General features: G+C 34.8%; 9 protein-coding genes. 6 read left to right on the forward strand and 3 right to left on the reverse strand.

What is annotated here, in order from left to right; genetic code table 11:
- Window positions 1-125: 125 nt before the first annotated feature.
- Genes GXM17_RS07520 through GXM17_RS07530 form a run of 3 tightly spaced genes read right to left on the reverse strand, consistent with a single transcriptional unit; the run spans window position 126 to window position 2206 of the window.
- Window positions 126-635, reverse strand: coding sequence for an acyl-CoA thioesterase (locus GXM17_RS07520; RefSeq protein ID WP_163398680.1), 510 nt, complete (start codon window positions 633-635; stop codon window positions 126-128).
- A gap of 32 nt (window positions 636-667) precedes the next feature.
- A complete protein-coding gene (locus GXM17_RS07525; protein ID WP_163398681.1) occupies window positions 668-1051 on the reverse strand; it encodes a DoxX family protein in 384 nt (127 codons plus the stop codon).
- 6 nt (window positions 1052-1057) lie between these two features.
- On the reverse strand, window positions 1058-2206 hold the full coding sequence (locus tag GXM17_RS07530; protein WP_163398682.1) for a DNA polymerase III subunit: 1149 nt from the start codon (window positions 2204-2206) through the stop codon (window positions 1058-1060).
- Window positions 2207-2655: 449 nt separating this feature from the next.
- Between GXM17_RS07530 and GXM17_RS07535 the strand changes: the two genes are divergently transcribed.
- The 6 genes from GXM17_RS07535 to GXM17_RS07560 form a co-directional block, all read left to right on the forward strand.
- Window positions 2656-3108 (forward strand): hypothetical protein, encoded by a 453-nt coding sequence (locus tag GXM17_RS07535; protein WP_163396221.1) that lies wholly within the window; start codon window positions 2656-2658, stop codon window positions 3106-3108.
- A 187-nt stretch (window positions 3109-3295) separates the two neighbouring features.
- Window positions 3296-4588, forward strand: a complete 1293-nt coding sequence (locus tag GXM17_RS07540) for a hypothetical protein (RefSeq protein ID WP_163398683.1) — start codon at window positions 3296-3298, stop codon at window positions 4586-4588.
- A gap of 105 nt (window positions 4589-4693) precedes the next feature.
- Window positions 4694-5116: a hypothetical protein gene (locus GXM17_RS07545; RefSeq protein ID WP_163398684.1), complete on the forward strand. Its 423-nt coding sequence runs from the start codon at window positions 4694-4696 to the stop codon at window positions 5114-5116.
- Window positions 5113-6579 (forward strand): gliding motility protein SprC, encoded by a 1467-nt coding sequence (gene sprC / locus GXM17_RS07550; protein WP_163398685.1) that lies wholly within the window; start codon window positions 5113-5115, stop codon window positions 6577-6579. Before GXM17_RS07545 ends, sprC begins: the two co-directional genes overlap by 4 nt.
- Before the next feature lies 1 nt (window position 6580).
- Entirely contained in the window at window positions 6581-10162 is a 3582-nt protein-coding gene (locus tag GXM17_RS07555) for a PorP/SprF family type IX secretion system membrane protein (RefSeq protein WP_163398686.1), read from the forward strand.
- 142 nt (window positions 10163-10304) lie between these two features.
- The coding region (locus GXM17_RS07560; RefSeq protein ID WP_163398687.1) for a hypothetical protein at window positions 10305-17332 on the forward strand (7028 nt) is incomplete at its 3' end.

Raw genomic sequence — 17332 nt, forward strand, 5'->3', positions numbered from 1 at the left:
TTTTCAAACTAAATCAGATTTAATAACTTCCTGATTTAGATTTATGTGCGCATGTAATTTTGTAAAAATACTTCTTTTTTTTGAAGTTCATTGCCTCAAATTGTTACAAATTGAGACAATTTATGCTATAAAAATAAAGCCTTTAATTCTGTAGCATCTGATGGTTTTATTTTGCCTGCAAGCAGTAAACTCAATTGTTTACGACGTAATGCTGCATCAAAACGTTGAATTTCGAGTTCTGTTTCAGGAGTAATAGGCGGTACTTCAACGGGTCTTCCACTATCATCTACTGCTACAAAAGTATAAATGGCTTCGTTGGCTTTGGTTCTGCTACCGGATTCACGGTCTTCTACCCAGACATCAATAAAAACCTCCATAGAACTTTTAAAAGATCTGGAAACCTTTGCTTCAATTGTCACAACGGCACCAAGGGGAATAGCTCTGTTAAAAGCAACATGATTTACTGACGCAGTAACTACAATTCGACGTGAATGTCTTCGGGCAGCAATACTGGCAGCACGATCCATACGCGCCAATAATTCACCGCCAAAAAGATTATTTAGAGGATTTGTTTCACTGGGTAAAACCAAATCGGTTAATATAGTCAGAGATTCTGAAGGGTGTTTTGGATTCATTTTTTTTAAGGTAAAATTTGAAAAATGACTGATTAATTCAGCCAGTAAACCGCCATTACAGCCGGAATAAAGTAAATTACTATAGTTCTCGCCCCATCATAATCCTTAGCCAGTCTTTGACCGAAAAGCATCATTAATAAACAGATACAAGAAAAAATGGCGCCGTAAAAACCAAATTCACGACCGCTTTTTGTTAATAATTGTATGACACCAACTACGCATAAAATTCCGGAAATTAATTCTAAAATTAAAAGATGAAGAAGCGCAAGAGGAACGCTATTTTTCAGAATTGTTTTAGCAAAATGTTCTTTAAGCCAGGAAACATTTTCTTTCCAGTAAAAAATTTTCTCATAGCCTGATTGTAAGAAAGTCAGAGCTAAAAAAATCAATAGTAAAGCAGAAGCAACATTAGTCATTAAAAATTATTTTTTATGAATTAAACGAGTAAGTTTTATGGATAAATCAGTAAGGATTATTTTTGCATTTCCGTTTCTTTCAATGTGATACAACGCATCTGAAAGTTCTTTGAAAATGAGATGAATATTGTTTCCGTTTACGAAAGGAGCAAAATTTTCCAGCTTAAATTTATCAACTTTTGGTTCAATATAAACTAAACCTGGCGCTTCATAATTAAGCAAAAGTGCCTGTCTGAACATTTCGATACAAAACTGAATGAATTTTTTCTGACTTTCTCGTCCCAAACCCGCAATTTCTTCACTCCATGAAATTAAATCCTGTATAGCCGCAGCATTTCCCTTGGCTCTAAATGCCGCACGAACCCAATTAACAAACCATTGTTCAAAGGGATATTCAGAATCATCTTCTTTTAATAAGGACATTGCTTTATTAAAATTTCCCTGTGCCTGATGTGCAATTTTTTTAGCTAAGTTACTATTTATATTATGTTGAGAAACCAATGCTTCTGCAATTGTCTTTTCCGGCAAACCATTAAAGTGAATTACCTGACAACGTGAGCGTATAGTTTGAATAATATCTTCTTCATTTTCTGAAATCAGAATAAAAATAGTTTTATCAGATGGTTCTTCTAATAGTTTCAATAATTTATTAGAGGCAGCAATATTCATTTTATCAGCCATCCAGATAATCATGATTTTATAACCGCCTTCATATGATTTTAGTGAAAAGGATTTTAAAACTTCCTGGGCATCTTCAACACGAATTTCACCCTGTTTGTTCTGTACACCCAAAATTTTATACCAGTCAAATAAGCCACCATAAGGCATCTCATGGATAAAGGTACGCCAGTCCTGAATGAAATCTAAACTTTTAGGTTTTGTTTTAACATCCTCTGTGGTTACGGTTGGATAAATAAAATGCAGATCAGGATGCGAAATATTTTCAAATTTTAGATTGCATGCATCATTTCCGTTTAAATTTTCGTTACCTGTATTGTTGCATAAAATGTATTGCGCGTAGGCAATAGCGGTAGATAATGTACCACTTCCTTCAGGCCCAATAAATAATTGTGCATGTGGAATTCTTCCTGAAGAAGCACTTTTAATTAAGTGGCTTTTAATGTAATCCTGGCCTAAAATTTCTGAAAATTGCATAGAGCAAAGATATAAGAAATTGAGAGAGTCAAAAACATTATAAATTAAACTTTAATTATTCAATTTAATTTTTATTGGATAGCTTGTTTTTAACTTGATTGTTAATTTTTATTCTGTCAGGTTTTGTTAATGTTGAGGTTTTTTGCAAGAGATATTAAGATTTTTTTGTTAATATTTTTTCCTAATTAAGGATTAAATCAACTTTTTTTTAGTTTAATATATTGAATCAAAAAACAGTTTTTCTATCTATATTTAGATAAAAATCTTACATAAACTGTATTATTGGGAAATTAATTTTAACATATGGGAAGTCCTTATTTTACAGGTATTTGAATATAATTTTAAGTTTTTTTTAAGTCTTTTTTTTAAAAAAAAAAATATTAAAGTTGCAAATTAAGTTAATTTACATATTTTTGTTTTCATCAACAACAAACTTTTAATAAGAATCTATGAAAGGGAAAATTATTTTTTTAAGTGTATTTTTTTTATTGACTACAGGGGCTGTATCTGCCCAGGCTAAAAATGCTCCAAAAAGTATTATTAGTACAACAGCTCTTATCCGTAAATATCACGACCAAAAAGAATTAAGTGGTATGCAAAAAGGAGAATTATTGGAGTTATACATTGAGCGTATCAAAGTACTGGTAAAAACACTTCCTTACATTGCCCTGGTTACCAAACCTGGAGTTACAATGGCGGATTTAGGTATCCCGGACGATAATGAACACAAAAAATCTTTAGAAAATCAGGCTATAGGAACGACTACTTTCTTAGATACTACTGTAGATTTTCAAAGAAAAATGATGCCTTACTCAGACAAGGCGAATTTAATTGCAGCAATATTATTTTACGAAGGAACATTGAAATCTTTACATGAATTCAATGAATTGAATGAAATGTAATTTTTTGAAATATTTTTAAAACCCTTTTTAGAATTTCGTCGTATATGAATTAAAATTCATTAGCGAATTTTAAAAAGGGTCTTAAAACAACTCGTTTTCGATGTATTCTAATTTTTTTGGAAACGCGGGATGAGTTTTTATAATTAACGCATCCCAAATTTATTATTAACCCTAATACCCCCTTATCATGAAAAAATTTACTCAAATTATCTGCGTTCTTTTCACAGTTGCAAGTATGAGTGCTCAGCAAGAAAAAGGAATTATGGGCTACAACAATTGGTTGAACAACTGGACCGAATTTAAGCCTAACAAAGTTGAATACAGTGAAGCTAACCAAATTTTAGCTGGAAACATTTCAACAAATACAAAGTTGCTTAAGAGAAATGTTTATGTTTTACAGGGTAATGTTTATGTAACTAATAACGCAGTTTTAACGATTGAACCCGGAACATTAATTATTGGTGATTTCGAAACAAAAGGAACGTTGGTAGTCACAAAAGGTGCATCAATTGTAGCAGACGGTTTAGAAACAGATCCTATCGTATTCACTTCTAACAGAAGTCAGAAAAAAGCTGGTGACTGGGGAGGAATAGTGATTCTTGGTGATGCTCCAATTAATAAATTTGGAAATGTTGGTTCTTATAACTTAGATCTTGACCCTACACGCACTACCTACGGTGGTGATAATGCTGCTTCAAGTTCAGGAATTTTAAGATTTGTGAGAATCGAATTTGCTGGTAAAAAAGTAAAAGGTGCCGGTAGTTTCAACGGTTTAACTCTTGCAGGTGTTGGAAACAAAACAATTTTAGAAAACATAATGGTTAGTTATTCTGCAGGAGATTCATTTGGATTTTTTGGAGGAGACCTAAATGCTACTAAATTGGTTTCTTATAAATCTATCAATGATGATTATAAATTTACTCAGGGCGTGCAATGCCGTTTGCACAATTCTCTTGCAGTAAGATCTTCTTATTTATCAAGTAACAAAGACGGATCGCGTTGTTTAGAAGTTGCTTCATATGAAAAGAAAAGTGAAACAGATTTTACTAAAAAACAAACTTTAGTTGTAGCATCAAATATAACGATGCTTAATGACAGTGAAAATATTAATGCAGACATTCAGTCCGGTTTAGTTAAAGAAGCTATCTATATTGCTGAAAACGCCTCTCTTGAAATGAAACGTAGTGTAATTTCAGGTTTTAATCCTGCTGTTTTGTTAGACAGTAAAATAGAAATTAATAACGACAATCTTAAGAAAATTAAATTTGAAGAAATGTATTTCAACCTGTGTAAAGGAAATATATTTACAGAATTTAATTCTAACAATGAAGATTTAGAGAGCTGGTATGGCAATAGCGTGTTCTTTAATGTGTATTCTCAAAGCGACAACAAAGAAACTTTTATAGATATTTTTAATCCAAAAAAACCAGATTTCAGACTTCAATTAGGAAAAATTACTGCTTCCAGCGGTAATAGATAAATAGATTTAGATTTTTATTTCAAAGCGTAAATTTTATTAATAAAGTCCCCAGACAATTTATGTATACGTCTTAAAGCAGGACCCAAATAAAGATCAAAAAAGAATATGGCCCCAAGCATTAAAAAGTATTTTATATATACAATATTTTTGGTTTCCCCTTTGACATTAAGCTTATATTCTCAAAGCAAAATTGAAAAAACTATAAATTCAAATTTTGTTATTGATAGTGCTGTTACGTTAAAAAATTCAAACCAAACAAACGCAATAATTACACCTGTAATTAATTTAGAGTTTTCTAAACAGTTTATAGCGGAGCTATCCATCCCCAAGGATAGCTTTGCTGTAGAAGCTGTAAGAATTGATGAAGGAAACACAGATGTCAACTCTAAAAATCAATCAAAAAATATCGCTGCGTATTCTGCACTTGCAAAAGATATTATTGAGAATTATAAATATGATTTTTCTGAAACCTTTATAGATATTTTGTTTTTTGAAGATATAGACTTAGCAAGAATTCGTACTATATGATGAAAAAAACTACTCTTTCTCTGATAAAATCATTACTTTTTTTAGGAGTATTTTTCTTTACAGTTTACCAGTCTAATGCCCAGGCTACAATTTCAGCCAGTAAATCTGATTTTGTCAATATTTGCGCAGGAGAAATAGTAAATGGCAAACCCTTTAATGAGTATTACACAACTTTTACATACAGTGGCTTGCCTGCTGATGTAACTTTTGGTGTTGAGATATCTGACGAGAATGGTAATTTCTTAGCTACTCCTGCCTTTCTTAATGTAATAGAAGAAACAACAATATCTGCTACGCAAAAAACGATTAAGTTTGCAATTCCTTTGGAATTAAAGGGATCTGATAATTATAGTTTAAGAATAAAAAGTAGTAATGGTATCAATAGCCAGAGAATAAGAAATTTTGTAAATAGTGATACTTTTTCTATTTTTTATAAAAATTATGCGGATTCATTTTCAATTAATAATCAGGGTCCTAATGCTGCTTTTTGTGGTGGGGGTAGCCTGACACTTTCTATTGACAATCCTACACCAGCTGTTAAAGAATCTTCACCTGTAAACTATACGAACCTAAAATACATTTGGTATAAAGATGATGTATTAATTCCAGGACAAAACGCTGCAAGTTTAGCAGTCAACACTGCAGGAAATTATTACGCAAAAATTGATTATGGTCCGTGTTCTGATAATAATTACAGTTCCAACCGTGTAAATGTTACAAGTATATCCGGATCAGGATCTACAACCACTATTTCATCGAGTTTGGGTAATCCTTTTTGTGCAAATGGAGGTAATACAGTTTTAACTGCAACTTCAGGAAATAGTTATGTTTGGAAAAAAGATGGTGTGGTAATAAGTGGTGTAACAACCCGTACTTATGCGACTAATGAAGGTGGCGTTTATACAGTTGATGTAAATTTTGGAGGATGTACAGCTTCAGGAAGCATTAATTTAATCAGTAATAGCTTTGATGCGAGTATTGATGTTGCTGAAACAACTACTATCGAAGAAGGTGAAACATTAAGTGTGACTGTAACAGATGACGCTTCAAGTCCAACTTACGAATGGTATTTGAATGGTAATCTTATTCCAGGGGCAACAGCAGATACTTATTTAGTTTCTTTTAGAGGAAATTACAGAGTAAAAATTTCTCAGTCAGGAGGGTGTATTTCTTCAAAAGAATTTACTTTTAAAGTTAATGGCCCACCAAGTCTTGCTACAGTAATTCCAAACGTGATTAAATTAAGCACTTCACCATATTGGAATATTCCAGATGAGTATAGAAATGAAAACACAAAAGTTATAATAATAAGTTCAAATGGTGAAAAAGTTCTGGATGTGGTCAATTATCAGGGTGATTGGCCACAAACAGGATTAGATATTAAAAATGTAAATCCGGTATATTACTATGTTATTAAAGGCGATGCAGGTGAAAAAAAAGGATCAATAACGGTGCTAAAATAATATGAAGAAATTTTTACTATTCTTAACTTTATTTTACGGTACATCCCAATTACTCTATTCTCAGGATACTAATGAGAATGGAGTTGTTTCGTTTTCATTACCTATTCGAAATTCACTAAAATTTAATAGATACTTAATTAACCCTACATTCAGTTTTGTACGTGAGCAAAACCCAATGATAAGTTTTTATAATAAAAGACAATACATACAATTTGATGATGCTCCAAACACTTATCTTTTCAATTATTCAGGACGTTTGAAAGAAAATGATGGGTATGCGATAGGTTTATTCCAGCAAAACTATGGTTTAATGACTGTTTTTGGCGGAGTTTTTAATTTTGCGCACAATATTGTTTTACAGGAGGACAGCAATTTAACTTTTGGATTAAATGTGGGAGCTTATCAAAGTGGTTTAGACAAAGGAAAAATAATTTCTGATGATCCAATAGAGGGAGATTATCCATCAAATACCTTATTAACTGTAAATCCCGGAATTAATTACGGAACAGCTTTTCTTGATTTTGGATTGTCAATGAACAATTTATTTCTCTATAATTTTGGTTCGGGAATTATAAAAGACGATCCTGAAAAGGCTATACAATTGCATGCGATGTATACTGGCTATATCGACAGCTACGGCTTTTTTGACCAAAGTAAATTTTCCGGTATTGTAAAAACAGAAATTAAAAAGGACAATACCATAATTTCAGGACTCGCTATGCTTACTATTCCACAAGGAATCTGGGCACAGGCGGGTTATAATACGTTATATGGAGTTTCAGCAGGTTTGGGACTTAACATAACACCTAACATTGCTATAGAATATAATTATGAAAGAGGTTTCGGTAATTTTACTAATCTTGGCTCCTCTCATGAATTTGTAATTGCTTATAAATTTAAAAACACCAATTATTATTATGGAGACGATGAAGAAGGCTCTCTGATAGATACTTCTAAACCAAAACCAGTAATAGCTAAAAAATCAACAGCTCCTATTACAAGAGTTGATGGAGCAACAAAAGCAAAATTAGCTGCAGATGCAAAAGCCAAAGCCGATGCTGAAGCATTACAGGCAAGATTAGCAGCAGCTGAAAAAGTTAAGGCAGATGCCGAGGCTGCAAGAGCAAAATTAGCTGCAGATGCCAAAGCAAAAGCTGATGCCGAAGCATTAAAAATTAAATTAGCGGCAGATGCAAAAGTAAATGCTGATGCTGAAGCAACAAAAGCAAAATTAGCAGCAGATGCCAAAGCCAAAGCTGATGCCGAAGCATTAAAAATTAAATTAGCAGCAGATGCCAAAGCTAAGGCTGATGCTGAAGCAATAAAAGCAAAATTATTAGCTGATGCCAAAGCCAAAGCTGATGCTGAGGAAGCAAAACGTAAAGCAGAAGCAAAAGCAAAAGCTGAGGCTGCAGATTTACAATCGATTATAGCAGCAGATGCCAAAGCAAAAGCAGATTCAGATGCTTTACAAGCAAGATTAGCTGCAGAAGCTAAAGCAAAAGCTGCTGCAGAAGCAAAAACAAAAGCGGCAAAAGATGCTGCGATTAAAGCTAAAGCAGCTGCAGATGCAAAAGCCAGAACAGCAGCATTAGCAGCAGAAAAGGAAAGATTAGCAGCAGAAGCGAAAGTAAAAGCTGATGCAGAAGCGAGACAAGCCAGAATTGCAGCCGAAGCCAAAGCGAAAGCTGATGCAGAAGCTTTGCAGGCAAAACTTGCAGCAGAAGCTAAAGCAAAAGCCGATGCTGAAGCACTTAAAATAAAATTAGAAGCAGAAGCCAAAGCGAAAGCTGATGCAGAAGCCCTTCAGGTAAAATTAGCTGCCGAAGCTAAAGCTAAAGCGGATATGGAAGCCTTACAAGCAAAATTACTTGCAGATGCTAAAGTCAAAGCTGATGCAGAAGCTACTAATAGAGCTAAAGCAGAAGAAGAAGCGAAAAAATTGAAATTAGCTGAAGAAGCCAAAGCCGATGCAGAAGCATTACAGGCAAAACTTGCAGCAGAAGCTAAAGCCAAAGCGGATGCAGAAGCTCTTCAGGCAAAACTTGCAGCCGAAGCCAAAGCCAAAGCCGATGCAGAAGCACTACAGGCAAAACTTGCAGCAGAAGCTAAAGCGAAAGCTGATGCAGAAGCACTACAGGCAAAACTTGCAGCAGAAGCTAAAGCGAAAGCTGATGCAGAAGCCCTTCAGGCAAAATTAGCTGCCGAAGCCAAAGCCAAAGCGGATGCAGAAGCTCTTCAGGCAAAATTAGCAGCCGAAGCTAAAGCGAAAGCTGATGCAGAAGCGCTACAGGCAAAACTAGCAGCGGAAACTAAAGCGAAAGCTGATGCAGAAGCCCTTCAGGCAAAATTAGCAGCGGAAGCTAAAGCGAAAGCTGATGTAGAAGCGCTACAGGCAAAATTAGCTGCCGAAACCAAAGCCAAAGCGGATGCAGAAGCCCTTCAGGCAAAATTAGCAGCGGAAGCTAAAGCGAAAGCTGATGCAGAAGCGCTACAGGCAAAACTAGCAGCGGAAGCTAAAGCGAAAGCTGATGCAGAAGCCCTTCAGGCAAAATTAGCAGCGGAAGCTAAAGCGAAAGCGGATGCAGAAGCGCTACAGGCAAAACTTGCAGCAGAAGCTAAAGCGAAAGCGGATGCAGAAGCCCTTCAAGCAAAATTAGCTGCCGAAGCTAAAGCCAAAGCGGATGCAGAAGCATTAGCCGCAGCAGCTCAAAAAGATGAAACTGCCAAAGAGTTGGATAACTTAACTCAAATAGTTGAAAATTCAGGTAAAGCCCAATCAGAGTTAATTGCTCAGTTTAATGCTACTGTTTCAAATAAGCAAAAAGACCTGAATGATATGAAGGAAGAAAATGATTTGAGCGAAAAAGGAATTTATAAAGAACCAAAACCATTTAAGAGTGTCAGCGCTGAGAATGCTCAGATAGAATCCCTGAAAATTCAAATAGCTGATGCAAACAGGGCTCAAAAAGATGCGATAGCTAATTTGACAAATTTATATAACGAAAGACTTAAAAAATTTCCAAATAAAAATGATGCTTTAAACAGGGCTTATTTAGAAAAAATAAATGAATTGAAAGCCGCGCAATTAAAGGCAGAGCAAGATAATATAGCTTTAATTGCAAATTTAGAGCGTATTAAAACAGAAACAGAAATTGAGAAAAAACGTAGAATTAAACGTGCGGCTTATGAAAATGATGAAGGAAGATATGCACAGGATCTTGCTGCTCTTAAACGCATTAAAGAAACAACAAAAGTAAGCAGTACACCATTGACAGAAAGCGATTTTGATTTTGGTGAAGATCAGTCTAATATGCAGATTATTAAGAATATTAAAAATTCTGAGAGTGGTTATTATCTAATTATTGCAGTTCATAACAGTGTTGAAAAACGAGACGAATTTTTAACCAAAGCTGTTGCTGCAGGACGTTCAGATGTTAATTTCTTTTACAGCGTGACGACAAGTAAATATTATATTTATTATGAAAAGCATGAAGATTTATCCGGAGCAACTAAGGCATTAGAAGCAAAAGGAAGCAAACCTTATAATAGCAAAATGGTTATTGTGAAGGTTGAAAATTAATAATAGAATCAAGAATTAAAAGAATGCTGTCCTTCTTAAAAATTAAGAGGACTAACAAAAATAAATATTTTTAAAGCGCCCAGACTTTATTTTCTAATGCCCCTTAGATTATAAAATGTAAGCCCCAAAAAAAGTAAATACCATGAAAAACCCTACTACTTTTAAAAACGAAAAAGATGTAAATATTCTGATTTTAAAGCAATATCATCATTCTTTTATAATTACTTTGTTTTTGTTTTTAAGTTTTATAACTGCTAATGCACAATTAGGTAAAGCCTTTGCTCCAAGACTTTCTGGTGGAAACATAAAGGTAAAAGGAGATGTTGTTCTAATTGGGAATACTGTTGTAAACAGGGTCAGTACTGCACCAGTATTTTCTCCTTCAGCTCCTCAAAACGGAGTAACCTATACTGGTACAGTTACAAATTTAGGTACCCTTACTAGTGAAGCTAATGTTCCTTTTAACGGAAACGGAAACAATAATGATTATTTTATTGAATATTCAGATATAGATAATGACGGTAGCACTTTTAGCTCTACTTCAGCAGATTTAATGATAAACAATTCTTGTAAAAAAATTGTTTTTGCCGGATTATACTGGTCAGCAATCTACCCATATGAAAGAAGTACTAATACCGGAACTAAATATGATGGTTCCAAACGAGTTGAAGACTGGAAAAATATCAAGTTTAAATTACCTGTTGGTGGATATCAGAATATTACTGCAGATGAAGTTATCTTTGATGGATATAACTATACAAATGTTCAAAATTCATTTAAAGACTCACCATATGTATGTTTTAAAAATGTGACAACACTACTCCAGGGCTTAGCGAATGCTGACGGTACATATACTGTTGCAAATGTAAGAGCTTCCAGAGGTAAAAGAAATGGAGGGGGAGCAGGAGGCTGGACTTTAGTAGTGGTTTATGAAAGTCCTACATTATCAAGCAAGTTTATATCTGTTTTTGATGGTTATGCTGGTGTTAATCCTGATTCAGGTACGGGATACCTCCCATCTATTGATTTTCCTGTTAATGGTTTTCAAACATTACCTCTTGGCTTTCCAGTTAATGCTAAAATAGGGGTTGGAGCACTTGAAGGAGATAACCAGTTAACAGGAGATAGTTTTCAGATTAAGTCAAGTTCATTACCGGCTGCAACTCCTTTTACGAGGATTAGTGATGCGGTAAACCCAGATACAAATTTCTTTAATGCGACAATTTCAAACAATGGTGCGCATCTATTAAACAGAAATCCTAATAGTACTAATACTATGGGATTTGATATTGACAATGTTATTGTTCCTAATCCATCAAATAGTGTTATTCCAAATGAGGAAAATGCAGCAACTTTAAGATTAACAACAAATGGGGATGGCTTTGGTGCTTTTGTAACGACCTTTGCAGTAGATATAATTGAACCTAAGATAACATTAACCAAAGAGGTTTTTGATTATTCTACAACTCCTCCAACCAACATGGGTAATAAGGATGTAACTTTAGGTAAGGAGTTAAATTATTTAATCGGGTTTCAAAATCAGGGTAATGATAATGCTACCAATTTTACGATTACGGATATTTTACCAATTAATACAAAATTCAATTATCCTGCTGATATTGCTTCTTTACCACCTAACCTTGTAGTTAATGGTGTTACCTATAGAGTGACTTATAGTTATGATGCTGCAACCCGTACGATTACATTTACAATTCCTAAAGAATATGTTGAAATAAATGATCCAAGGTATACTATTCGATTTAAAGTTAAAGTTGTAGAATCTTGTAGCGAGATTAGTGATGTTTGTTCTAATATTATTCAGAATACAGCATTATCAAATTATTCTGGAACTTATAATACCGGAACTTTTGGTGATAAAAGTTTAGATTCTTATACAAGTTGTAATATAGGTATTCCACAATCGACTAACTTCTTAGTAGATGTCGATGATTGTAAGTTTGAAAAAACTGAAACTTTATGTGGAACAAGTATCCAAATAAGAGCAGCCAACGGATACAGCAGTTATTCATGGTCGACAAGTCCAACAGGGACACCTGTAATAGGAACTGGTCAAACATTGACAGTTGTAAAAGAGGGTGTGTATTATGTAAAAAATACTGCACCAGCACCTTGTTTGTCAATAGAAGAAAAATTTACAGTATCGCTTCCAAACGGATTAATGGAAAATCCGGTATTGCCATACGCAAGAGCTCCATACGCAGGAAATATTACACAATGTCCTGATACGGGTAAATTTTTACCTAATTTGTTTTTATGTGGCGCAGCTGATTTTAGAGATATTAGAACCGGTATTTCAGCAACAGGAACATCAATTGTCTGGGAAAAACTTAATGAAGGCAGTTGTGCCGCTGTGACTAATGATAAATGTGCCAACGAGAATTTATCTTGTACCTGGACACAAGTGGCTACCGGACCAAATTACAAAGCAGATACAAAAGGACAATACCGTTTAACGATTAGATATCAAAATAATTGTTTCAATCAGTTTTATTTTAATGTTTATAAAAACGAATTAAATCCTACTGTAACTTATAATGACATATATTGTAATACAACAGGCAGGATTACAGTAAATGGTGTACCTGCAGGATATCAGTACAGTTTATCCAGAAATGGTACCTATACAAACAGTAATACTTTTACAATAAATTCTGCCGGGAATTATACAGTATATATAAAACAAACAGGTGTTACAACCAACCCATGTATATTTGAAGTTCCTGTTACTATTATTAACAGAAGATTAGATGTCGAAACAATTGTAACTCATCCAGTATGTTTTGGGGATAAAGGAAGTATAAAAATCAACACATCAGGTGTAAGAGGACAGTATTATTATGAGCTTTTTAGAAATGGAACATCAGTTCAAAAAGTAGGTCCAGTTAGTAATGCAGACCACCTTTTTAATAATTTAGATTCAGGAGGTTATTCTTTCACAGTAAGAACAGAGGATGGATGTACCTATACTAATCATTACGTTGGTATAAACACTCCTGCCAGTGAAATAAAAGCAATACCATCCATTATAAAACCTTTGACTGATTGCGGACCAGGAAAAATTCTGATAACAACAGATCCAAGTTGGAAAACGTACTCCTATTTTGTAAATGGCTCGACTACTTTTCAGAATTCAAAAGAAATTGATGCTCCAACAGCTGGCCTTTACACCATTAGGGTAGTTGAGGGTAACTGTGAAAAAACAGTTACAATTAATGTACCTGCAAATCCTAAACCAACTTATACAGTTTCTCATACCAACAGCAACTGTTATGATGATCCGGCAGAGATAAGAATTAATGTTACTGGTTCAACAGCTGGTTATACTATGGGTTATAGTATTAATAATGGAGGAACCTATCAAACTAGTCCGGTTTTTTCAAATTTAAATCCGGGTACTTATAACGTAAAAGTCAGATATAGTGTAACTTACCCTGTTTCCTACTATCCTTATACAGAAACACAAGAGTGTTCAGATCCTTCTCAGGAGGTAATAATTACAGGACCAACTTCGTCAGTAACTGCTTCTGCAGGTGTTGCTGAATTAGCAGGTTGTGGACCTTTACAAGGGGGACAGCCTACAGGTTTACTAAGATTTACAAATGTTGAGGGTGGAACAGCACCTTATCAATATAGTTTTGATGGAGGTGCTACCTGGCAAACTTCTCCACAAAAGTATGTTGTTTCTTCAACCGTACCCTATGATTTGCGTGTAAGAGACAATTTAGGATGTTTTTATAAAATTCCTTATAATGTTATTTTAGATCCTAAACCAGAGGACCCTTCTGTTGATAATAATATTACACCTATATACAATTGTGATGGTTCTGCTACTGCTACCGTTGTAGTAAATACACCTACGACAAATGGTGCGACCTATACTTATGAGTATTATATCAAAACAGGGTCTGCTGATCCGGTTCCTAATACTCCAATTACAAGTAATGTATTTGAAAATGTTCCTGCAGGTACACATACAGTAATTGTAAAATATAACGTGCAAACAGTTTCTACTTATAGTAATTTATTACAGGAAGATTTTGGAAGAGGTGCTGATACTCAATCACCGGGTATTAATTCTGCTTATTGCTGGGAAAAACAGGATGGTAATACTATGGCTTTTGCAACTTGTAGTCTCAATGATTGGCATCCATGGTTAATGAATGATGGGGATTACGTAGTGACGAGTGCGTTACTACCTGATCATGGTCCTGATTTTAACTGGTGGTTACCAAAAGATCATACTGCGGTATTAAATAATACTCCTCTTGTTACTGGTGGAAGGTTTTTGGCGGTAAATATTGGGGCTACTATTCCAATTGGAGCGGTTTTGTATAGCAAGCCAATTAATGATGTAATTCCTAATCAGCCAATAAATGTGTCATTGTTTATGACTAATTTATTGAAAATTACAAATAATTTACCATCTCCTCAGCTAAGGGTACAATTAGTCAAAAATGGAACTGTGATTGCATCTCAGGCTATGCCAAGTATTCCGAGAGATGAGCAATGGCATTCAAGTACCGATTTAGCAGGCACTCTTTTGAACTTAAATCCAGGTGATAATACATCTTTAGATTTTCAAATTATATCAAACAGTCAGGTTGTTACAGGTAACGACCTGGCAATAGATGATATTTTAGTTTATCAGGTACCAAAAGCGTGTGGTAATGAAATTGAAGTGCCTGTAGTGGTGAATACAAATGGAGCATTTGCAGCTCCTGCACCAAGTACACAAAATGCAAGATGCAGCGGTCAAAATAACGGTAGCATTACTATTTCTGCATCTAATTTTAATACCACAACTGGTTTCTTTTATTCTATAAATAATGGTTCAACCTGGAATACTTCTACCACATCACCGGTTGTTGTTTCTGGCTTAGCAGCCGGAACATATAAAGTCATTGTAAAAAATGATACGGCAGGAACATGTAGTTTTTCATTTGATTCAGTAATTAATAGCCCACAGGTAATTCTTATTGTTCAGGTAGATCAAACCGTGCCAACCTGTACAACAGGAGGAACTATTACAGTTACTACAGTTACAGGAGGTACAGGAAGTTATGAGTACCAACTGAGTAATTCTTCCGGAATTGTAACAGCATTCAACAATAATAAAACATTTAGTGATTTAGCAGCAGGTACTTATACTGTTCAGGTTAGAGATGCGAATGGTTGTTTGTCGCCTGCATCTGCTCCGATAACAATTACAAATCCAACTGCACCAACTGCAATGCTGGCTGCTTCAACAGACTGGTGTTATACACCATCAAATCCTGCGACTTTTGTTGTTACCGCAAGTGGAGGAGTTGGTCCTTATACTTATAAATTAGACAGCAATACTCCGGTTACTACTAATACATTTAATAATGTTGCCCCTGGAACGCATACTATTGTAGTAACAGACAGCAATAATTGTACGGCAACAATTTCAAACATTATAATTGAACCTCAATTGCAACTGAATGCGACATTATCTCAGGATTTAACATGTTTGGTTGATGGTTCTATTACTACAGCTGTATCGGGTGGTTATGGTGCACCTTATACTTATACTGTATCCCGTAACGGAGGGACACCAACTAATGTTGCTTCTTTCCCATATACAGCTACTGTAGCAGGAAATTATGTATTTACGGTTACAGACAGTAAAGGTTGTACAGCAACAAGTAATACAATAGTTGTAACTCCAAAAACAACACCTGCATTCACAACAGTTAAAACTGATATTGAATGTAATAATGCAAATAACGGAACAATAACTGTTACCGCTTCAAATGGAGCAACAACAGTTTATACTTATGCGATTAAGTTAAGTACTGCGGCTACTTATACTAATCAGTCAACTAATCAGTTTACAGGTTTGGCTGCGGGTACTTATAATATTAAGGTAATTGACAGTAAGGGATGTGAATCTGCTGTAAGGAATGTTACTATTATAAATCCAGGAGTAGTTACTGCTACGATTAGTGCTACTGAGTTAAAATGTAGTACATCAGGAACGGTTCCTGCTCTTGTTACAGTTACAGGTTCCGGAGGAACAGGACCATATCAATACAGTTTTAATGGAACAGCAAACTTTACAAGCACAAATACGTATTATACTTCTGTAGCAGGTACAGTTACAGCGTATGTAAAAGATAATAGCGGTTGTCAGATTGGGCCTTTATCTGTAACGATAGGAGCTTTAGTACCAATCACAGATATTACTATTGTTGATAACGGTTATGACTGTTCTACAACACCAGTTGGCGGACAAGTTACTATTACGGCAGTTAAAGCGGGTACAGGAAATACGTTTAGTTATCAAATTGTTTCCGGGCCAACAGGATTTAGTACTGCAGTAAATACTACGGGAATTTTCCAAGGTTTAGCTGCAGGAAGCTATGTTTTCCAGGCTACAGATACTCAGACTGATTGTAAATTTACAAAAGATTATACAATTAGTGGAATTCCGGCTATTGTTGCGGGAGGTTCTGTAACCAGTACTATTAAATGTTTTGGTAGTACCGGTAACATTCAGTTTACTGTTTCCGGTGTAAGTACAAGTGGTTATGATTATATTGTTAGAAATTCATCAAACACAACTGTAGATTCTAATACAAATCAGACAACCGGAACAATTAATTTAAACAATATTATTGCAGGTATTTATACAATTACGGCAACAGACAGGGGAACAAAATGTACAGCAATTTATAGTGTAAATTTAGCACAACCTGCAGCAGCAGTTTCTATAACAAATGCAATAGCAAATAATGTTAACTGTAATAACGATAATTCACAAATTACAATAACCGCAACAGGTGGAACACCAAATTACGTATATGCGTACTCTGTAAATCCATCGACAGTTCCTACATCTACTTATGGAAATAATAACATCTTAACAGTGGATACTAATTCTGGTGCAAACTTAGTTTGGGATGTTTATGTTAAAGATGCTAATGGATGTATTGCAAAAAGAACCGTTACAATTATTAGTGACAATCTTCCATCAGTTACGGCAGTTGTAGACAACCAGTGTACAGGATCGGGCAGTAGTTTTACGATTACGGCTACTGGTACAGGCGGGACAGGAAGTTTGACTTATGGCATAGGAGGAGCTACAGGTTCATTCCAGAGCAGTCCGACCTTTACAGTTTCAGCAGG

The organism is Flavobacterium fluviatile (assembly GCF_010645065.1).
Taxonomy (GTDB): Bacteria; Bacteroidota; Bacteroidia; order Flavobacteriales; family Flavobacteriaceae; genus Flavobacterium; species Flavobacterium fluviatile.

What these genes read in the sequence shown, in the direction of transcription:
- GXM17_RS07520 (WP_163398680.1), bottom strand. Translation starts at nt 635, where the DNA reads ATGAATCCAAAACACCCTTCAGAATCTCTGACTATATTAACCGATTTG.
- GXM17_RS07525 (WP_163398681.1), bottom strand. Translation starts at nt 1,051, where the DNA reads ATGACTAATGTTGCTTCTGCTTTACTATTGATTTTTTTAGCTCTGACT.
- GXM17_RS07530 (WP_163398682.1), bottom strand. Translation starts at nt 2,206, where the DNA reads ATGCAATTTTCAGAAATTTTAGGCCAGGATTACATTAAAAGCCACTTA.
- GXM17_RS07535 (WP_163396221.1), top strand. Translation starts at nt 2,656, where the DNA reads ATGAAAGGGAAAATTATTTTTTTAAGTGTATTTTTTTTATTGACTACA.
- GXM17_RS07540 (WP_163398683.1), top strand. Translation starts at nt 3,296, where the DNA reads ATGAAAAAATTTACTCAAATTATCTGCGTTCTTTTCACAGTTGCAAGT.
- GXM17_RS07545 (WP_163398684.1), top strand. Translation starts at nt 4,694, where the DNA reads ATGGCCCCAAGCATTAAAAAGTATTTTATATATACAATATTTTTGGTT.
- sprC (WP_163398685.1), top strand. Translation starts at nt 5,113, where the DNA reads ATGATGAAAAAAACTACTCTTTCTCTGATAAAATCATTACTTTTTTTA.
- GXM17_RS07555 (WP_163398686.1), top strand. Translation starts at nt 6,581, where the DNA reads ATGAAGAAATTTTTACTATTCTTAACTTTATTTTACGGTACATCCCAA.